Source organism: Peterkaempfera bronchialis (assembly GCF_003258605.2).
Taxonomy (GTDB): Bacteria; Actinomycetota; Actinomycetes; order Streptomycetales; family Streptomycetaceae; genus Peterkaempfera; species Peterkaempfera bronchialis.
Map to the genome: position 1 here is coordinate 6,156,567 of NZ_CP031264.1, position 18,806 is coordinate 6,175,372.

General features: G+C 76.1%; 15 protein-coding genes. 7 read left to right on the top strand and 8 right to left on the bottom strand.

Annotated elements, in window-relative coordinates:
* Positions 1-29: 29 nt before the first annotated feature.
* The 5 genes from C7M71_RS26390 to C7M71_RS26405 all read right to left on the bottom strand — a co-directional run bounded on the left by C7M71_RS26390 (position 30) and on the right by C7M71_RS26405 (position 7,710).
* Positions 30-2,879 (bottom strand): hypothetical protein, encoded by a 2,850-nt coding sequence (locus C7M71_RS26390; RefSeq protein WP_114914589.1) that lies wholly within the window; start codon positions 2,877-2,879, stop codon positions 30-32.
* Positions 2,876-3,958 (bottom strand): hypothetical protein, encoded by a 1,083-nt coding sequence (locus C7M71_RS26395; RefSeq protein WP_162824393.1) that lies wholly within the window; start codon positions 3,956-3,958, stop codon positions 2,876-2,878. Before C7M71_RS26395 ends, C7M71_RS26390 begins: the two co-directional genes overlap by 4 nt.
* Complete coding sequence (locus tag C7M71_RS30825; RefSeq protein WP_162824395.1) at positions 3,949-4,137, bottom strand: hypothetical protein; 189 nt, start codon at positions 4,135-4,137, stop codon at positions 3,949-3,951. The genes C7M71_RS26395 and C7M71_RS30825 overlap by 10 nt, the downstream gene beginning before the upstream one ends.
* A complete protein-coding gene (locus C7M71_RS26400; RefSeq protein ID WP_229758921.1) occupies positions 4,134-5,027 on the bottom strand; it encodes an AAA family ATPase in 894 nt (297 codons plus the stop codon). Before C7M71_RS26400 ends, C7M71_RS30825 begins: the two co-directional genes overlap by 4 nt.
* Positions 5,028-5,094: 67 nt before the next feature.
* Positions 5,095-7,710 carry a hypothetical protein gene (locus tag C7M71_RS26405; RefSeq protein ID WP_114914591.1) on the bottom strand — a complete coding sequence of 872 codons (2,616 nt, stop codon included), beginning with the start codon at positions 7,708-7,710 and terminating at the stop codon, positions 5,095-5,097.
* Between the two features lie 169 nt (positions 7,711-7,879).
* Between C7M71_RS26405 and C7M71_RS26410 the strand changes: the two genes are divergently transcribed.
* Positions 7,880-9,064: a hypothetical protein gene (locus C7M71_RS26410; protein WP_111491658.1), complete on the top strand. Its 1,185-nt coding sequence runs from the start codon at positions 7,880-7,882 to the stop codon at positions 9,062-9,064.
* 58 nt (positions 9,065-9,122) lie between these two features.
* Here the strand turns inward: C7M71_RS26410 and C7M71_RS26415 are convergent, their stop codons facing one another.
* On the bottom strand, positions 9,123-10,601 hold the full coding sequence (locus C7M71_RS26415) for an SDR family oxidoreductase (RefSeq protein WP_111491660.1): 1,479 nt from the start codon (positions 10,599-10,601) through the stop codon (positions 9,123-9,125).
* 546 nt (positions 10,602-11,147) lie between these two features.
* Here C7M71_RS26415 and C7M71_RS26420 point away from each other — a divergent pair.
* From C7M71_RS26420 to hemC, 4 genes are all read left to right on the top strand, one after another.
* Positions 11,148-11,780 carry a CAP domain-containing protein gene (locus C7M71_RS26420; RefSeq protein WP_111491662.1) on the top strand — a complete coding sequence of 211 codons (633 nt, stop codon included), beginning with the start codon at positions 11,148-11,150 and terminating at the stop codon, positions 11,778-11,780.
* A 196-nt stretch (positions 11,781-11,976) separates the two neighbouring features.
* Positions 11,977-12,333 carry a hypothetical protein gene (locus C7M71_RS26425; protein WP_111491664.1) on the top strand — a complete coding sequence of 119 codons (357 nt, stop codon included), beginning with the start codon at positions 11,977-11,979 and terminating at the stop codon, positions 12,331-12,333.
* A gap of 219 nt (positions 12,334-12,552) precedes the next feature.
* Complete coding sequence (locus C7M71_RS26430; RefSeq protein ID WP_111491666.1) at positions 12,553-12,996, top strand: DUF5709 domain-containing protein; 444 nt, start codon at positions 12,553-12,555, stop codon at positions 12,994-12,996.
* A 48-nt stretch (positions 12,997-13,044) separates the two neighbouring features.
* A complete protein-coding gene (gene hemC, locus C7M71_RS26435; protein ID WP_111491668.1) occupies positions 13,045-13,980 on the top strand; it encodes a hydroxymethylbilane synthase in 936 nt (311 codons plus the stop codon).
* 237 nt (positions 13,981-14,217) lie between these two features.
* Here hemC and C7M71_RS26440 read toward each other — a convergent pair whose 3' ends face one another.
* The gene (locus C7M71_RS26440; RefSeq protein WP_111491669.1) at positions 14,218-14,652 is read right to left on the bottom strand and encodes a DUF3040 domain-containing protein; all 435 of its coding nucleotides are present in this window, start codon (positions 14,650-14,652) and stop codon (positions 14,218-14,220) included.
* Positions 14,653-14,864: 212 nt separating this feature from the next.
* Positions 14,865-15,476 carry a TetR/AcrR family transcriptional regulator gene (locus C7M71_RS26445; RefSeq protein ID WP_111491671.1) on the bottom strand — a complete coding sequence of 204 codons (612 nt, stop codon included), beginning with the start codon at positions 15,474-15,476 and terminating at the stop codon, positions 14,865-14,867.
* A gap of 136 nt (positions 15,477-15,612) precedes the next feature.
* On the opposite strand from C7M71_RS26445, the gene C7M71_RS26450 reads away from it, so the two are divergent.
* A complete protein-coding gene (locus C7M71_RS26450) occupies positions 15,613-17,250 on the top strand; it encodes an amidohydrolase (RefSeq protein ID WP_111491673.1) in 1,638 nt (545 codons plus the stop codon).
* A 30-nt stretch (positions 17,251-17,280) separates the two neighbouring features.
* Complete coding sequence (locus C7M71_RS26455) at positions 17,281-18,780, top strand: APC family permease (RefSeq protein ID WP_111491675.1); 1,500 nt, start codon at positions 17,281-17,283, stop codon at positions 18,778-18,780.
* The last annotated feature ends 26 nt before the right edge of the window (positions 18,781-18,806 follow it).

Consider the following 18,806-nt stretch of genomic DNA (forward strand, 5'->3'; position numbering starts at 1 on the left):
GCCGGGCGGCCCCGGTACCCGGCCGCCGGTCACAGCCGTCCGGCGGAGGGGCTTCCGGCGGGGCCACCGCCGGCCAGGCCGTGCGCCTCGGCGACGGCCGCGTCCAGGACCCGGAACCAGCGTGCCCTGCCGGGGCGCACCGGGACCTCGAAACGGCCCGACCGGGGGTGCAGCACCGACGGCTGCGCCACATCCTCCCCGGTGCGGTGCGAGGCGATCTCCAGCAGAGCAGCCTCGCCCGGTCGGCACTCCACCCGTGTGGCGGCTGCCCGGTCCGCCGTGTTCGTCAGGCACAGGACCTCCTCGTCATGGTGGCGCCGCCGCAGCGCGACGACATCCCGGCTGCCGGAGTCGACGGCCTCCGCACCGCCCCGCAGCAGCGCCAACTGCTGGGTGCGGACGGTCAGCAGTCCGCGCAGCCAGCGGGCGTCGGGGAACTCCGCCAGCAGGTCGGACGGCACCTCGCGGCACCCCGGCAGGGAGAGCAGCAGGGCGCCGCGCACCGGCGGGCGGCGACCGCCCGGCGGCTGCGGGGGCAGGGCCCAGCCGGTGCCGGGTGCGGGCGGCCGGAGCGGGCCCCCGGGGTCGGGGGCCGGGCCGACCACCAGGTGGCAGGGGATGGGCTGGGCCCCGGTGGACCGGTCGGCGGAGGCCAGCAGTGCCGCGTCCGGGTAGGCGTCCACCAGGTGCCGTACCTCGCCCACCAGGTCCGGCGGCCAGAGCGGGCCGCGCAGCAGCCGCAGCCCGTCGGCCCACTCCAGCAGGGCGGCGGCGCCCTCCAGGACCTTCACCCGGGCCGCCGCCGCCTCGGAGGCGTCGGTCTCGGTCTGCGCCGGCGGCGGGTGCAGGTCGGCCACCAGGCGCAGGCCCGCCGCTGCGGCCTGCCGGGAGAGCTGCGGGAGCAGCCCGGTCTGCCGCAGCCGTCCGCCGTCCACCAGCAGATGCCCGGCGCCGGTGCCGCGTGCGGTCCGCAGCAGCTGGGCCGCGTCGGCGCCGGAGAGCGCCTCGATGGGCAGCTCGATGCCGATGGAGTCCCGCAGCCAGCCCGGCCCGCTGTCGCTGCCGCCGTCAGCGGCATCGGGTGACGGGTCGAGGGCGGCGATCTGGGTGCGGCCGTCCTCGGAGCGGAGCTCCAGCGGGCCGCCGGAGCCGACCAGCAGCAGGCCGCCGTCGTCCAGCGGATGCAGCTCCCGCACCCGGAAGGGCAGTCTCTGCACCTCGGGGCGGCCGTCCGGCTGCCCGCTGTCCGGCTGTCCGCTGTCCGGCTGCCCGCTGTTCGGCTCGGTGGCCAGCCGCCGCAGCCGGGTGCCGCCGTCGGCCGCCCACAGGGTGTGCCCGCCGGGTGCCGGGGCCAGCCCGGTGGCCGGGCGGGGCAGCGGGCCGAGGGCCCGTACGGTGTCCGACGACGGCTCCCACAGCCGCACCCCGCCGTCCGCCAGGGCCCAGCAGACCCGGCCCGACCGGGCGTCGGCGGAGAGCGCGGTCACCCGGCCCTCCGGCTCGCAGACCCGCACCGGGGCCACCGCCCCGGCCTGGTCCGACCGCCAGATGTGCACCCGGCCCGCCGCGTCCGCGGTGGCCAGCCGACCGGTGGCGGTGGAGCACCACAGGCGGACCACCTGGTCGGGATGGTCCAGCGCCGTGGCCGGACCGCCGTCCGGCAGCAGCAGCAGCCGGCGCCCCGAGGCGGCGCAGAGCAGCGGGCCGTCGGAGGTCCGCAGCCAGCCGAGGGCGGTGGGCTGCCGCTCCAGCTCCCGGTCGGCCGTCTCCACCACTCCCTGACGTAGCGTCACCACCTTCACCGTGCGGCCCATCGAGAGTGCAGCGGTCGCCCCGTCGTCCGTCACCGCCAGCAACTCGGGCGTACCGTCGAACCCGGCCTCCGCCGTCCGCGCACCGCCGCCCTCCAGCCGGAGCACCGTCAGACCGCCCGAGACCACCGCCACCGCCCGCGCGCCGCCTTCGCCGCCGTGCGCGCACAGCATGGCGCCGCCCATCTCCACCCGGGCCTCCGCGACCGCCCCGCCACGCAGCAGGGCGACCACGTCGAGCCGTACGGCCGCCTGCTGACCGTCGTACAGGTCCACCCCGTACGGTTCGGCGCCCGGCAGCGCCCCGCGCAGCGCCAGCCGGGCCCGGGCCGCCCCCGCCACCGTGCAGACCCGGGCGTCCCGGGCCGGTGGACGGCTCAGTACCACCCCGTCCGCCGACAGCCGCACCCCGACGGCCACTTGGCCGCGCGCCAGCACCCGGGCCGCCAGCAGTTCCTCGGGGTCGCGGCCGACCGCCATCTCCTCCGGAAGGTCGACGCCCAGCCGCTCGGCCGCCGCCACCCGCAGCCGCCACGCCGCCTCGCTCTCCCGGACCGGGCCGGGCAGCCGGGGCAGGAAGTGCAGAATCCAGCGGCCGATCTCCTCGGCCGACCCGTCCTCCCGGGCGAGCGCCTTCTCGAAGGGCTCCAGCTCCCGGCGTACGGTCTGCTCCGGCAGCTCCCGGCCGGCCGCCGACGCCCAGAGCAGCCGCTCGAAGGCGCGCACCGCCGCCGGCGCCTCCCGATGCTGGACCTCGGTGAACGCCCGCACCCGGGCGGGCAGCGGCGGCGGACGCAGCGCCAGATCGCGGCGCAGCTCAGCCGCCACCCCCGGTTCCAGGACCAGCGCCCGGCTGTCGGCCGCCTCCACCAGCGGCGAGAACCACAGCTGCGCCTCCAGACCGAGGCCGCTCGACGGCAGGAACACCAACCGGGCCCGGCGCACCATCTCCGGCTCCGCGTGCGCGGCCAGGCAGAGGGCCTGGGCGAGGCGCACCACCTCCGGCCGGTCCTGGCGCACCTCCTCGATCAGCGCGGCAGCGGCCCGCCGCGCATGGCTCCCCGTCATCCGCGCGGCCCCCGGTCATGGAACCGCCGTGTCTCGGCGTGTGCGAAGCGGATCGAGGTACGGCGGTCCAGCGGGACCAGCGGCACGGCCTGCCGCACCACCGCCGGGTAGGACTCCGGGGGGAACGGGGTCAGGCAGGTCACCGGGCTGCCCGAGCGGCGCAGCCGCCGCAGCCAGGGCAGCCACTCCACCGGCGTGGTGGCGGTGCGGTCGGCGAAGGGCACCGCCAGCACGCCCAGGTCCGACAGCAGCAGCACGGGTCGCCCCGGGGACGGCGGCCGGTACGGCTGCCAGCTGCGCCCGCCGTCGCCGCTGACCCCGCGCCGCAGCAGCAGGTCCAGCACCTGTACCCGGTCCCGGCGCAGCACCCGGCCGGCGAGTTCGGCCAGCCACGCCTGGTCGTGCCGGAACGGCTGCATCGACGTCGCCCGGTCCAGCAGCAGCACCGCCCCCTCCCGGGTGGTGGGGCGGACCCGGCGGGGCACCCGCACCCCCCGGCGCGGCGCCTGCCCGGCCAGCGAGCGGACCGCCAGGTCCACCAGGCGGTCGCGGTCGACCTCCCGGCCCGGCACATCGGTCGAGGCTGCGGCCAGCATCACCCCGCGCTGGGTGCGCGGGTCCCACGGCGGCGGCGGTCGGCGGACCGCCGGGTGCCGCTGCTCCAGCAGCGGCAGCGTCGGCGGGTCTGCGGGCGGTCGGGGCCGCATCCCGGGGTCGGGGCCGCGCAGCATGGTCAGCGAACCGGTCGAGGGCTCCGCCACGGTATCGGCGTCCCCCGGCCCGACCGTGCGGGCGGACGGCAGCCGGGGCGCGGGCGACGGGCGCGGGCCGCGCGGCCGCCCGGGGGCGGGGCCCGGCTCCCGGTCCCGCACGGCGGGGTCCGGGCGTGCGGGCTGCCGTGCCTGGACGGGTACCTCCACCGCGCGTGGCTGCTGCGGGGCGCCGGCGGCGGGCGGTTCGGGGAGCGGCAGGCCCAGCGTACGGGCGAGCAGCCGCAGGCCGTCCGGCGACTCCAGCCGCAGCACCCGGGCGGCGGTCAGCAGGTCGCCCAGGTGCATCGGGCCGCGCGTCACCGCCACCCCCCGGCACCGGGCACGCCCCCGGCACCGGGCACGCCCCCGGCGGCGAGCCGCCGGCCACGGCGGGTGCGGTGGCGGCCGGGTGCGGGGTGCGGGGCTGCCCGGTGGCTGCGGGCCGGTGCGGCGGTGCGGCTCGGGTCGGGGCCGCGCCCCGGGGGCGGCGCCGGGGCGCGGGTCACGGGTGCTCCTCGGCGTCGAAGCCGCTCTTGACCATGGCCAGATCGGCCACGCTGCGCCAGAGCGGGGAGTCGGCCCCGACCCCCAGCCGACGGCAGGCCCGCAGCGTGTCCAGGTACTCCGCCGTGCTGGCCACCCCCGAGCGGTGCTGGGAGAACGACCCCAGCAGATGGTCGGCCAACTGCTCGGCCAGCGCCCGGTCGTAGCCGTCGCCCAGGTGGAGTTCGGCCACCCGCAGCAGATGGTCCCGGCCGGGCGGCTCCAGCCGCAGGGCGATGCAGCGGCGCAGGAAGGGGCCGGACAGCGACCGCTCCTCGTTGGTGGTGACCACCACCAGCGGCGGCCGCGCCTCCGGGTCGGCGGTCACCACCGTGCCGCCCGGCCCCGGGAACCGCAGCTCGCCCAGCGGGACCAGCAGCGCATTGGGGAAGTCCGGATCGGCCTTGTCGATCTCGTCGATCAGCACCACGGCGGGCCGCTCCCGCTGCTCCGGCCGCAGCTCCGGGTCCCTGGACGGGTCCAGCGCCATCCACAGCGCGCCGGGCCGGTGGTACTCCTGCGCCGTCGGCCCGCCGAACCGGCCCTCCCGGGCGTCGCTCAGCTGGCGGAACATCTCCTCCCGCCACAGCAGGTCCTGGTCCTCGGTGCGGGCGGTGACCACCTCGCAGTAGTAGCGGTACCCCATCACCCGGGCGACATTGGGCGCCAGGGTGGACTTCCCGGAGCCGGGCGGCCCGGAGACCAGCAGCGGACGCCCGGTGGCCAGGGCGACGTTCACGGCGAGGACCGTGTGGTCGTCGAAGACATAGACCCGCTCGTCGGAGCTGCCACCGGACCCGCCCGGCGCGTCCTCCGACACCCCCTCCGGATCGAACTGCTTGGCATAGTCCATCGAGCCCCCCGCTCCCCTTCGGTCCATCCGGGCCCCGCGTCCCCGGGGCCGCCGTCCGCAGCGATGCTCACACCGGCACGGGCCGGTCGACAACCCCGCCTCGGGCATGCACCCGTACCTCCACCCGTCCGAGGTACCACACGGACACCGGGGCACCCCGATCCCTCACCAGATCCACTCGGCGCAGCCATGGCGCCCGGCGCAGCGGATCGAGGTCGAGGTGCGGCGTGCCGGGTTCCAGCTCGGCGAAGACCACCTCGGAGGCGGCCAGCGCGGTCAGGTCCCGCAACTCCGGGCAGCCGCGCACGGTGAGGGTGCGCAGCGTACGGCAGCCGGACAGGTCGGGCAGGGCGGTCAGCCCCGGGTCGCCGTCGATCAGCAGCGAGCGCAGGCCCCGGACGGAGCCCAGCAGCGGGCCCGGGTCCCCGATCGGGCCGAGCCAGTGGACCTCGCCCGAGTGCCCCAGCCCGGTGAGCCCCTCCAGGTCGCCCCGGGAGCGCACCTCACGCGGGCCGGGGTGCCGCAGTGCGGGCACCGGCCGGGCCGGGAGGCGCCGCACCGGCCGGACCGCACCGGCGGCCGCCCGTACCGGCGGGGCTGCCCCGCCGCCGGTGCCCGTACCGGCGGCGGGCGGCAGTGCGGCAGCGCCGCCCGGCGGCAGCAGGTCGCGCATGCCGGAGCCGCCCCGGGCCACCAGGGGCAGATCGGCGGACTCCAGCGGGCCGAGCCCGCGCAGTGCGGCCCGCAGCCGGTCGGCCACCGCCTCGCCGCACCCGGCCATGGCGGCGGCGGCCGCCGTGGTGAGCAGCAGCGCCCGGCCGCCGGTTCCGGCGCCATGGTGGTCCAGCAGCCCGGTCAGGAAGGCGTCGCGGTCGCCGGGCGGCAGCATCCCCACCACCAGCAGGGCGAGTTCGGGAGAGCCGCCGCCGGTCTGCTGCGCCACGGCCGCGTCGACCGCCTCCGCCGCCCCCCGTCGGGCCAACTCGGCTGCGGCCAGGCAGTCCCGCAGAGCCGCGTGGGCGAAGGCCAACCGGCTCGGTTCCGGCTGGTACATCACTCCGGGGTGCTCCGCCAGCTCCTCCAGCAGATCCCAGCTCTGCTCCCCGGTCGGTCGTCGGTCCGCCGCCCCGGCGACCGCCTCCCAGGGCAGCGAGGTCCGGTCGGCCCGCGCTGCCACGACGGCCAGGCGGCCTACGGCGGCCCGCAGTGCGCTCTCCGCCGCCTGCCCGGACGGCCGGGGCCCGGCGCTCTCGGCTGTCTCGGCCGGGCCGCCGTCCGGCAGCCAGGCCGCCGACACCGCCGCGTCCAGCAGCCGCTGCCGGTCGGGCGGGCCGGGGTCGGCGGTGCGCGCCGCCGACCAGATCCCGGTGGCGGAGGCCGGCCAGGCCATCAGGTCGCGCAGCACCGGATCGTGTTCCAGCAGCGCGGCCAGCCCGCGCGCGGCGCGGTCGTGGCCGTCGCGGTCGCCCGGCGCGGAGCGGGCGGCCAGCCCCAGGAAGGCCCGGCTCTCCTCGGCGGTCCAGGGCTCCAGCCGCACCAGCGCATAGGAGCCGTCCAGGCGGTGCCAGGGCAGCCGGACGCCGTCCGAGGCGACGACGCACGGTGTCCGGGGGTACTCCTCCAGCAGCCGCAGCAGCCACTCCCAGACGGCCCCCCGGTCCCGCGCCGGGATCGCCTCCAGGCCGCCCAGGGCCATCAGGGCCCGCCCGGACCGCAGTTGACGCGCCGCCCAGCCGGCCGGCTCCAGGGCGCGCAGCCGAGGGGCCACCGCCTGCACCAGGTCCACCACGGCGGGCATCCCGCCCGGCCGTACGACCGGCGGCAGCACCACCTCGCAGCCCCACGGGCCGCAGCCCGGCTCCTCCTCCAGGACCGCCCGGGCGAGCCAGCCGAGCTCCCGGCGCCGCCCGCTGCCGCGCGGCCCGAGCAGGACGATCCGCCGTCCCAGGTCGGGCAGTTGCTCCCGCAGCAGCGCCGCGCCGCTCCCCGCGCCGACCGGTGCCGCGCGCCGGGGCACATCCACCGGCGGACCGCCGTCGGACAGGGTCAGCGCATCCCGCAGATGGGCGCGGAACCGCCGGGTGAAGGCGGCGTCGTCGGCGGCGAAGACGTCCGGCAGTCCGGCGGCGGTGTGGTCCGGCGGCAGCGGGGGCGCCACCGGGCCGGTCGCGGCGGTGAGCAGCTGCCCGGCGACGGCGGCGACCACCTCGCCGTACGCGGTGCGCAGCCGCGGCGCCTGCATGGTCAGCTGCGCCAAGCCGTCCTGCCGGTAGGCGGCGGGCAGATCGCGGGCGGAGAGCGGGTCGGCCTCCGCCGCTGCGGAGGGCAGCCGCTGCGGCAGCGGCTCCCAGCGGACCGGCAGCACCGTCTGCGGGGCGACCCCGGTCCTGGCCCGGCCCAGGGTGCGGCGCTGGACGGCGACGGCCCACTCCCGGCCCACCCGGGGGTCGCCGAAGTACCCGGGGGAGCAGAGGGCCAGCAGCACATCTGCGGTCCGCGCGCCGTGCAGCCCGTCCTCGTCGGCGTCCCCTGCGGTCCGTCCGTCCCGTCCATTCGGGGCATCACCCAGCCGGGTGAATATGCCAGGGGCCAGACGGTCGAGTTCCCGCTGGAGATCGGCCAGGAATTGCGCCACCCAGGCTTCGCTGTCGCCCTCGACATAGCTGACGGCATATGTGGCCACGCCCCGCGACCCCCTTCGCGCCGCCCGATGGGAGCAGCAGATTACCCGGATGCGGTGTGCAACAATCCTCGTCGGTGATATTTCCGGCTCCCTGTCACCCCGTACTTGACGGAGCGTCAACCCTTTGTCCAGCGAACCGCCCTCCGCCTCACCGGCCTGCACAACGGCCATGGCGGACGCGGGGGGCGGGACGTTCGGCCGCACGGCCACCGAGGAGATCCACCGGCTGACCGCCACGGTCGCCGCCCCCCTCCCCGGCATCACCGTGCACGGCGACGCCGCCCTCCGCCCCCACCCCCCCTTCGAACTCGGCCGCCGCCAGCAGAACCTGCTGGCCGGTGTGCTGCGCCAGGTCCCCGTGGTACGCGACGGCACGGCGGCGCCGCCGCCCGCCGCCGAGGTCCAGCAGGCGCTGAGCCGCTTCCGCCCCGCCGCGCCGGGCGAGCTGGAAGGCGCCGCCAACCAGTTCCGCCCCCGGCTGCTGGAGGCCCTGGTCGGCCCGGAGGCGCGGCGGACCGGCTACATCCGGGGCCTGCCCCCGGGGGTGCTGCCGCAACTGCTCTCGGCGGCCGGCCGTGGCGCCGAGCGGCCGATCGCCCTCCGGGTGGTCTACGGCGCCACCCGCAGGCTGCCGCTCCGCGCGCTCAGCTATGTGATCCCCGCAGTCCACATGGCCCAGCGCATCCAGCGCATCACCCAGCGCACTCCGCATCTGGAGATCGTCCTGATGGGCCACATCGGCTCCGGCGTCAACCAGCTGCCCGAGGACGAGGTGGCCGACGAACTGCGGCTGCTGGGCCGGACCCTGGCGCGGCTGCTCCCCCTGCTCGGCGTGAAGGATGGTTTCGGCATCCTCACCGACCGCCGGGCGGACGCCGCCGCCGACCTCGCCGACCTGGCGGGCCGGTTGGACGCGGAGAACCGGGCCGAGGTGCTGCGGCTGCTGGCCGGCCGGGGCGGCAGCCAGAGCGAGGACCAGACGCTCCGCTACGCCGCGGCCCATGTGCTGCTGCACGACCGCGACGGCGTCGCCCTGGAGGCGGAGCACGGGCGCACCGCGCCGCCCGGCGCGGTCCGGATCGACGTGGGCGGGCTCCAGGAGCGCCACTTCCACGAGGTGCGCATCCTCTTCGGGACGCAGCGCAGCACCGCGCCGTCGTCCCCGCTGATCCTCACCCGCCACTCGGTGCCGCCCTACACCATGGCCCGTGGCGGCGACATCGCGCTGCGGGACTACCTCGCCGGGACGGCGCCGGAGGAGGCGGTGATGCCGCCCGCCGTCCGGCACGACCTGCGCTATCTGGGCATGCACCTCACCCCCGGGCAGGTGGCGTCGGCCGCCGGCGCGGACTGACCCCGGCCGCCGGCGCGGACTGACCCCGGCCGCCGCCTGCAGCCGGGGCCCCCGAAGGTCACCAGGGGGAGGGCGCGTAGTCCTTCAGGAAGCAGCCGTGGAGGTCCTCGCCCTGCTCGCCCCGGACGATCGGGTCATAGACCCGGGCCGCCCCGTCCACCAGGTCGAGGGGGGCGTGGAAGCCCGCGTCGGCGAGCCGCATCTTGTCCGGGTGCGGGCGCTCGTCGGTGATCCAGCCGGTGTCCACGCTGGTCATCAGGATGCCGTCGGTGAGCATCTCCTGGGCGCTGGTGCGGGTGAGCATGTTCAGCGCGGCCTTGGCCATATTGGTGTGCGGGTGCCCCGGGCCCTTGTAGCCCCGGCTGAACTGGCCCTCCATGGCGGAGACGTTCACCACGTACTTGCGCCGCGCCGGTGACGCCGCCATCGCCGGACGCAACCGGCTGACCAGCACAAACGGCGCGGTGACATTGCAGAGCTGGACCTCCAGCAGCTCCAGCGGGTCCACCTCGTGCACCCGCTGGCTCCAGCTGTTCACCGGGTCCAGGTCCGGCACCAGGCCGCCCGCGTCCACGGCGGTGCCCGCCTCGATCCGGGCGGGCGAGGCGGACCCGCTGGTCAGCGCCAGCGCGGTGATCGCCTGCGGGGTCAGCGTGCCCTGCCCCGGGCGGCGCGGACCGGGCAGCGCCGGGTGGTTGCCGGCACCGAAGCGGCCGATCACCAGCGACTCCGGCAGCTCACCGGCCGGCAGCGGCGCGGACTCGGCCGCGATCAGTTCCTCGTACGCCTGCGGGGAGCGGCGCACGGTCTGCGCCGCGTTGTTGATCAGGATGTCCAGCGGGCCCTGGGCGCTCACCGAGTCGGCCAGCGCGATCACCTGCGCGGGGTCGCGCAGGTCGATGCCGACGATCCGCAGCCGGTGCAGCCACTCCGCGCTGTCGGGCATCGCCGTGAAGCGGCGCACCGCGTCGTTGGGGAAGCGGGTGGTGATGGTGGTGTGGGCGCCGTCGCGCAGCAGCCGCAGCGCGATGTACATCCCGATCTTGGCGCGGCCGCCGGTGAGCAGCGCCCGGCGCCCGGTCAGGTCGGTCCGCGCGTCGCGGCGGCTGCGGTTCTCGGCGGCGCAGGTCCGGCAGAGCTGGTGGTAGAAGGCGTCGACCTCGGTGTACCGGCTCTTGCAGATGTAGCAGGAGCGGGGCCGCCGCAGCACCCCGGCGACCTCGCCGCTGGTGCTGGTGGTGAGCGGCAGGCCCTGCGTCTCGTCGTCGATCCGGCCCGCCGCGCCGGTGGCGGTGGCCTCGGTCACCGCCCGGTCATGGGCGGTCTTGGAGGCGCGGCGCTCCTGCCGGCGGCGCTGCTTCACCTCCCGGTAGATGCCGGCGGTGGCCTGGCGCACGGCGACCGCGTCCGGATGGTCCAGCGGCAGGTGCTCCAGCTCCGCCAGCACGCCGAGGCAGATCGCCATGCGCTCCGGGTCGATGCCCGCAGGCTCCTGCTGCGGCGCCGCCGCGCTCCGGACGTCCTCGCTCGCTGTCATCCCCGCTGCCGCTTCCCTCACTCGTCTGGACCACCGGGCTCGTCTGTACCAGCGGCTTCCGGCGGAACTCTACGTACCGGGGGAGCGGCCTCCAAACCGGGACCGGCGCCCTGACCGCCGGGGGGCGCGCTGCGCCGCGCTCGGCCGGACGCGGTTGGGTGGCAGCGGGCGCCACCCTGCCCGCACCCATGTGACGTGCGTCACTGGAGGGCGTCCGGCAACGAAGCGCCGTAGTGGACGACGGAAGGTGACATTCATCAGCGTTCCCGTGCGAATCGGACATCCGGTGAGCGCCCCCGCTCTCGCCGGTCCCGGTGGTCCGTGGCGGACCCGCGCACCTCCGGCCGGGGCGGGTTCCTGACGTCCGTTCGGGTGCCCGCCGGGCCTCCGCCGGGTGCGGTCTGCATGCCCGCGCGCCCGCCGCAAGACCCTTTCCCGGCTACGGAGCGGCGTAGTATCCGGCGCCTTTGCCGCTGGTCAGGGCCGTTCACACAATGGCCGGGCCCGAGGGCCGAACACCGGACCGGACATCGAATGAGGTCACCCATGACGAAGCATCGCCGGAGCACCCTTCGCCGCAAGATAGTCATCGCCGTCGTCACAGCGGTGGCGGTGGGCACTCCCACGGTCGCGGTCGCGTCCGACAGCTGGGGTGGCGGCCATCCCTGGCACGGCCGGTGGCAGGACCACTCCCCGGCCGGCTGGGGCAAGGGCCGGCCGAGCCCCCGGCCCACGGCCCCGCCGTCCAGCGCGCCGACCCCCGCTCCCACGCCCACTCCCGCTCCCACGGGTACGGCCTCCTCCGAGCCCGCCGCGCGGGTGGTCGCCCTGGTCAACGCCGAGCGGCAGAAGGCCGGCTGCGGCGCGCTGACCGTGAACGCCAAGCTCACCGCCGCCGCCCAGGCGCACAGCAAGGACATGGCCGACCACCGGTCCATGTCCCACACCGGTTCCGACGGCTCCTCCCCGGGCGACCGGATCACCCGGGCCGGGTACAGCTGGTCCTCGTACGGCGAGAACATCGCCTATGGCTACAACACCCCCGAGAGCGTGATGGCCGGCTGGATGTCCAGCCCCGGCCACAAGCGGAACATCCTGGACTGCTCCTTCAAGGAGATCGGTGTCGGTCTGGCACAGCCGGGCGACTACTGGACGCAGGACTTCGGCTCCACCCGATAGCAGCCGGGGATCGGCCGGGGATCGGCCGGGGACCCGCCGGGGATCGGTCGGTGGCGGGCGGATGTCAGTGGCTCGTGCGAACCTTCGACTGTCGCGATCTTGTGACCGGAATGCGTGTGCGAGCAGTACGGGAGTGGGCAAGAGTCCTGTGAACGGCATCCATCCGCCACCGACCGATTCGGGAGTCCGCCACGCCATGAACCTCCTGCACGCCGGCCAGACCCGCCACCGGGTCCGCCCCGTTCCCACCCTGCCCGCCGGCACCGAGGAGGTGCTGGCCGTGGTCGCCGATCCGCAGCGGCCGGTCCACCTGGTGGTCACCGCCGGGCGGGCGGCCTGCCGCCGCTTTGTCTCCTGGCAGCCGTGGGATCCGGTGACCCGCACCGGCAACTGCTACCACGCCCTGTCGGCTCCCGTCTGCGACGCCCTGCTGGAAGCCGGGCTGATCACGCTCGGTCCGGTGGTGCAGGATCCGCAGCGCCAGGTGCAGACCATCGGGCTGACCGAGACAGGCCGTTGCTGCTGGGCCCGCCCGGCGGTCCACGCCGCCTGATGCACCGTCAGTGAGTCGACCGGCCGGTCCGTCCGGTCGGCTTCCGGCACCGGCCCGTGGTGGTTGCGCGGGCCCGGGGCCGACGGCGGGCGCACCGGCCGCCTTGCTCCGGACCGGTCGCCTTGCCCCAGCCGCCGAGCGGGGACATGATCGAAGTGGGCTGTCCGTGCGGATCGACGCCAGGTGCGTGAACGAGGTGCAGCTGTGAGTGAGAACACGATGGGCGACGAGGTCTACCAGCCGCAGGGCGACGACGTGGTCGAGGACGCGGGTCCCCTGGAACCCGAGGACACCCTGATGAACCGGGGCGTCGGGCAGGTCCTGGACGAGGGCTACTCACCGCCGGAGCGCCCCCTCGCCGTGGACGAGTGGGGCACCACCGCCGAGGAGCAGCGCAGCGGCGAGACCCTGGACCGGCGGCTCGCCCGCGAGGTCCCCGAGGTGGCGGCCCCCAACGGGGACGGCCTCGGCGACACCGTCGGCACCGACGGTGAGCTGCTGGACGAGGAGGTCGGCGACCTGCGCGCCGGCCGGCTGGTCGCCCAGGACGAGGGCGCCCACCCCGACACCGACTCGGAGCTGTTCGCCAGCGACGTCGGCATCGACGGCGCGGCGGCCTCCGCCGAGGAGGCCGCGGTCCACGTCGTCCCCGACGAGGAGTAGCCGCGCGCCGCCCGCATGGCGCGGGCCGACCGCTCTAGGGTGTGGCGCATGCCCTCCGCCGAGCTGATCCGCATCGTCTCCCGCTCCTCCCCGATGGCGCTGGCCCAGGTGGAGCGGGTCCGCTCCGAGCTGGCCGCCCGGCACCCCGGGATCCGTACCGAGGTGGTGCCGGTCACCACCTCCGGCGACCGCTGGACGGGCGACCTCGCGGCGCTCGGCGGCAAGGGCGCCTTCACCAAGGAGGTCGACGCGGCGCTGCTGGCGGGTGAGGCCGACCTGGCGGTGCACTGCGTCAAGGACATCCCCGCCGACCGGCCGCTCCCCGCCGGTACGGTCTTCGCCGCCTTCCTGCGGCGCGACGACGTACGCGACGCGCTGGTGCACCCGGGCGGACTGACCCTGGACGAGCTGCCGGCGGGCACCCGGGTCGGTACCTCGTCGGTGCGGCGGATCGCCCAGCTCGCGGTCTCCCATCCGCAGCTGGACTGCGTGCCGATCCGGGGCAACGCCAACCGCCGCCTGGAGAAGCTGGACGCGGGGGAGGCCGATGCGCTGCTGCTGGCGGTCGCCGGGCTGCGGCGGATCGGCCGGGAGGACCGGATCAGCGAGATCCTGCCGGTGGAGACGATGTGCCCGCCGGTCGGCGCGGGCGTGCTCGCCCTCCAGTGCCGGGAGGCGGACACCGCCACCATCGACCTGGTCTCCGGCCTCGGCGACCCCGACGCCTGGCGGGAGACCACGGCGGAGCGGATGCTGCTGCACGTCCTGCAAGGCCACTGCAACTCGCCCATCGCGGGGCTGGCCCGGGCCGAGCGCGACGGCCGCCTCTCGCTGCGGGCCCGGGTCTTCAGCCCGGACGGCAAGACGGTGCTGGACGCCCATGAGTGGGCCGGTCCGCTGGACTCCGCCACCCTCGGCACCTCCGTGGCGGTGGCCCTGCTGCGCCAGGGCGCCCGGGAAGTGATCGACGCCATCCCGCACTGAGCCGCCGCGAGCCCCGCACGGGAAGCCGTCGCCGTCGGGGGTGCCCGGTTCCGGGTTGCGCATGGAGCCGTTGGGCGGTGGGCCGGTGCAGGCAGGCAGCCAAATCCTCGCGCTCGACCGCATCCCACCGCGTGGGGGTCGGAGTCGGGGGGTCGGGTAGTCCGGGGTGTGGTCGGCTTCGTCGTGCGGGGCCGTTGAGGTGGGGTGGCCCGGGGTGGTCGGCGCTGTCGCGTGGGGTCAGTGTCGTGGGCAGCCGGCCCCGTTGCCGTCGAGGTCGCCGTCCCGGTCGCCGTCGGCGCTGCTGCTGCTGCTCGCGCCGCCATCCGGCCCGCCGCCCCGCCATGCGGGCCCGCGCCGGTCGGGGTTGCGGGCGGGGATGTGGTCGGCGCTGCCGCGCCGGGTCGGTGCGGGGGCCGGGTCGCGTCTGCGGTCGTACAGGCGCATGGCGAGCCCGGAGAGGATGACACCGCCCGACAGCGGCAGGGCGTGCTCCAGGGCGAGCCCCACGGCCAGCAGGGCGAGCGCCGCGCCCAGCAGCAGCCAGGTCCTGCCGTGCCGGTACTCGCGGGGGCGGCGGGGGCGGCCGGTCGCCAGACCGTGCGCGAAGCGCGGATCCTCGCGCTCCCACTCCCGTTCCAGGTCGTCCAGGGGGCCTTCGTCGAAGCGGGCCATGACACCTCCGTCGCGATGCCGACCGCGGGCGGGACGCGCCTTCCTGACCCCTCGTCAGGGACGCCCGCTCGTGCGGGAGTACCGGCGCCCGTCAGTGTCACCGCCCGCGGTCTCCCCCAGCCTCGTCGGTGCCCAGGGGAGCCGCCATGGGGCGCGGCACCCATATTGACCGGCGGCGGACCCGCACTCCCGGTCCGCCGCCACCCGGGGCCTCAGCCGCCCAGCAGCTCCCGGTAGCCCGCGATCATCGCCCGCAGGCCGATCTCGAACGCCTGGTCGGCCCGCCCCCGGTCGGCGGGCACCGCGGCCAGGGCGGCGGCCAGCCGGGGGGTGGTCTCGGTGGTGACGGCGTCGACCATGACCGGCGGGGCGGCCAGGTCGAGCGCCGACCCCAGCAGGAAGCTCTCCAGCGCGGTGATGACGCCCATCACCTGGTCCGGCGCGAAGCCCGCCTGCTCCAGGACGGCCACGGCCCGCTCGTAGATGGCGTGCATGAACGGTTCGGAGAGCGGGGCGGTGGCCAGCAGCCGGACGATGCCGGGGTGTGCGGCGAAGGCGTCGCGGTAGGCGTGCGCCCAGGCGGCGAGGGCCTGGTCCCAGGGCAGGTCCCAGACGTGCTCGTCGCCGATCTGCCGTACCAGCTCCTGCCGCATCATGGCGACGATCTCCGCCCGGCCCGCCACATGGTGGTACAGCGCGGAGGGGCTGACCCGCAGGGTGCCGGCCAGCGCCGGGATGGTGAGGTCCCCCGAGTCGTCCACCAGCCGCATCGCGGCCTCCACGATCCGCTGCCGGTCCAGCAGCGGTGTCCTCGGCCTTGCCACGTCTGCCCCCTTCGCCCCGTTATGGAAAAGTAACCGAATGTCTTTCAATAAAACTCTTCCGCATCCTGCGGCCGTCCGCCTAACTTAACCGAATCCGATTCAGTAGCAGCCAGTAGCAGCAGGAGGTCGACCGTCCATGCGGGCCGACACGCTCTTCACCGGGGGTCCGATCCACACCGGAGACCCCGGCAACCCCCTCACCGACGCCCTCGCCGTCGCCGCCGGCCGGATCACCGCCCTCGGCGCGGACGCGCTCGCCCAGCGCGATACCGGCACCGAGGTCGTCGACCTGGCCGGCGGCGCCCTGCTGCCCTCCTGGGGCGACGGCCACATCCACCCGCTGATGGGCGGCCTCGGTCTGAGCGGCGTCCCCGTACGCGACTGCACCACCCTGGACCAGGTCGTGGAGGCCGTGCGGCGCTGGGCGGCCGAGCACCCCGAGGCCGAGTGGATCCGCGGCGACGCCTTCGACCCCTGGCTGGCCGAGGGCGGACTCTTCGACGCGCGCCTGCTGGACGCGGTCGTACCCGACCGGCCCGTGCTGCTGCGCACCATGGACCACCACACCGGCTGGGCCAACAGCGAGGCCCTGCGCCGCGCCGACTACACCGCCGACACCCCCGACCCGGCGCACGGCGAGATCGTCCGCCGCGCCGACGGCACGCCGCTGGGCACCCTGCGCGAGTTCGGCGCCCTCGACCCGCTGCTGGCCCTGGTGCCCGCACCGGACCTGGACCGGCAACTGGCCGCCCTCGCCGAGGTCACCAGCCTGCTCGCCGCCGCCGGACTCACCTGGGTACAGGACGCCTGGGTGGAGTCCGGCCAGGTGGCGGCCTGGACCACCGCCGCCCGGCAGGGACTGCTCCGGGTCCGGGCCGACCTCGCCCTGCTGCTCGGCCCCGACGGCTGGCGCGACCGGCTGCCCGCGCTGGCCGAGGACCGGGACCGGATCGAGGCCGACGGCGCGGGCCGGCTCACCGCCCGCAGCGTGAAGTTCTTCGCCGACGGCGTCATCGAGTCCGGCACCGCCGCGCTGCTTGAGCCCTACACCGACTGCCCGCACTCGCACGGCGCCGCCAACTGGACCGGCGCCGACCTCGCCGACGCCGTCACCGCCGTGGACGCGCTCGGCTTCCGGCCGCACATCCACGCCATCGGCGACCGGGGCGTCCGCCTCGCCCTGGACGCCCTGGAGGCCGCCGCCCGCCGCAACGGCCCGCGCGACCGGCGGCCGGTGATCGCCCATGTCCAACTGGTCGACCCGGCCGACCTGCCGCGCTTCGCCGAACTCGGCGTCATCGCCAACTTCGAGCCGCTCTGGGCGCAGACCGACCCGCTGATGACCGAGCTCACCCTGCCCCGGATCGGCGACCTGCGCGGCAGCCGCCAGTACCAGATCGCCGCACTGCTCCGCAGCGGCGCCCGGGTATCCTTCGGCAGCGACTGGCCGGTCACCCCCTACCCGCCGCTGGCCGGCCTCGCCACCGCCGTCACCCGGCAGACCCCCGACGGGCTGCCCGCCGACGGCTGGGTCCCCGAGGAGCGGATCGGCCTCGCCGACGCCCTCGCCGCCTACTCGGCGGGCGTCGCCCACCAGGCGTTCGAGGACGACCAGTGGGGCGTGCTGCGCCCCGGCATGCGCGCCGACCTGGTCCACCTCGCCGCCGACCCGTACCGGGTGCCCCCGCTGGAGCTGCCCGGGACCCCGGTGCTCGGCACCTGGCTGGGCGGTGTCCGCACCCACGGCCCGGCCGCCGCCGCGCCCGGCTGCTGAATCCTGTCCCGTACCCTCCAAGGGAGACCCATGAGCCTGTCCTCCCCCGACTCCACCGCCCCTCCGGCCGCAGGTGCACCCGACCGCGCCGCCGCCGGAGAGCCCGGCGGTGCCCGGCTGGAGCGCGGCGTCCTCGGCGTCGGAGACATCGTCTTCTTCGTGGTGGCCGCCGCCGCCCCGCTGACCGTGATGGCCGGTGTGGCGCCCTTCGCCATCTCCTTCGGCGGCGTCGGAGCGCCCGCCGCCTACCTCGCCACCGGCGTGGTGCTGGCGGTCTTCGCCCTCGGCTTCACCGCGATGACCGCCCACATCAGAAACGCCGGGGCGTTCTACGCCTATGTCACCCGGGGCCTCGGCAGGCCCGCCGGGCTGGGCGCCGCCCTGCTGGCGGTCTTCTCGTACAACGCCATCCAGATCGGCATGTTCGGCGCCTTCGGCTACTTCGCCAAGGTCACCATGGACGACCTGTTCGGCCTGGACCTGCCCTGGCCGGTGTGGGCACTCATCGGCGTCGCCGCCGTCTGGTTCCTCGGCTACCGCTCGATCAACCTCGGCGCCAAGGTGCTCGGCGCGCTGCTGATCGCCGAGACCGGCATCCTGGCGGTGCTCGCCGTCGCCGTGCTGGCCAAGGGCGGCGCACATGGGCTGGGCTTCTCCTCGTTCGCCCCGTCCCATGTCTTCCAGGGCGGTATGGGCGGCGTCCTCGGCCTCTCCTTCGCCGCCTTCATCGGCTTCGAGGCGACCGCCATCTACCGCGAGGAGGCCCGCGACCCCGGCCGCACCGTGCCCCGCGCCACCTATGCGGCCATCGCCTTCCTCGGCCTCTTCTACACCTTCATCACCTGGGCCATCGTGCAGGCGTTCGGCGACGAGGAGGCGGTGAAGGCCGCCACCGCCGACCCGTCCGGGATGTTCTTCACCGCGATGACCCGCTACGTCGGCGGCTGGGCCACCGATGTGCAACGGGTGCTGATCGTCACCAGCCTGCTCGCCGCCCTGCTGGCCTTCCACAACACCATCACCCGCTACGGCTACACCCTCGCCCGCGAGCAGGTGGCCCCCGCCGCCCTCGGCCGCATCCACCCCCGCCACCGCTCCCCGTGGATCGGCGGCGCGGTGCAGTCCGTCCTCGCCGCCGTGGCCGTCCTGGTCGCCGCCGCGATCGGGGCCGACCCGTACAACCAGTTCTTCCTCTGGGTGAACTCGCCCGGCGTGGTCGGCATCCTGCTGCTCCAGGCACTGGCCGCCTTCGCCGTGTACGCCTTCTTCGCCCGCCACACCGGGGAGACCTCGGCCGGGCCGCTGCGCACCGTGGTCGCCCCGCTGGCCGCCACCGTGCTGCTCTGCGGCGCGACCGCGCTGGTCTGCTGGCGGATGGACCTCTTCACCGGGGCCGGTCCGGGCGTCAACTGGGCGCTGGTCGCGATCGTGCCAGTGGTCTTCCTGGCCGGTGTCGCCATCGCCCTGCGGCTGCGCGCCCGGCGGCCCGAGGTGTACGCCCGCCTGGGCACCACCGAGGTCGAGGGATAACGCGGGGCAAGCGGCGGACGGCCTGG

Excerpts from the sequence above, each read along its gene's own strand:
- C7M71_RS26455 (WP_111491675.1), top strand. The coding sequence starts at position 17,281 with ATGAGCCTGTCCTCCCCCGACTCCACCGCCCCTCCGGCCGCAGGTGCA.
- C7M71_RS26410 (WP_111491658.1), top strand. The coding sequence starts at position 7,880 with ATGGCGGACGCGGGGGGCGGGACGTTCGGCCGCACGGCCACCGAGGAG.
- C7M71_RS26400 (WP_229758921.1), bottom strand. The coding sequence starts at position 5,027 with ATGGACTATGCCAAGCAGTTCGATCCGGAGGGGGTGTCGGAGGACGCG.
- C7M71_RS26440 (WP_111491669.1), bottom strand. The coding sequence starts at position 14,652 with ATGGCCCGCTTCGACGAAGGCCCCCTGGACGACCTGGAACGGGAGTGG.
- hemC (WP_111491668.1), top strand. The coding sequence starts at position 13,045 with ATGCCCTCCGCCGAGCTGATCCGCATCGTCTCCCGCTCCTCCCCGATG.
- C7M71_RS26450 (WP_111491673.1), top strand. The coding sequence starts at position 15,613 with ATGCGGGCCGACACGCTCTTCACCGGGGGTCCGATCCACACCGGAGAC.
- C7M71_RS26420 (WP_111491662.1), top strand. The coding sequence starts at position 11,148 with ATGACGAAGCATCGCCGGAGCACCCTTCGCCGCAAGATAGTCATCGCC.
- C7M71_RS26390 (WP_114914589.1), bottom strand. The coding sequence starts at position 2,879 with ATGACGGGGAGCCATGCGCGGCGGGCCGCTGCCGCGCTGATCGAGGAG.
- C7M71_RS26425 (WP_111491664.1), top strand. The coding sequence starts at position 11,977 with ATGAACCTCCTGCACGCCGGCCAGACCCGCCACCGGGTCCGCCCCGTT.
- C7M71_RS26415 (WP_111491660.1), bottom strand. The coding sequence starts at position 10,601 with ATGACAGCGAGCGAGGACGTCCGGAGCGCGGCGGCGCCGCAGCAGGAG.
- C7M71_RS26430 (WP_111491666.1), top strand. The coding sequence starts at position 12,553 with ATGGGCGACGAGGTCTACCAGCCGCAGGGCGACGACGTGGTCGAGGAC.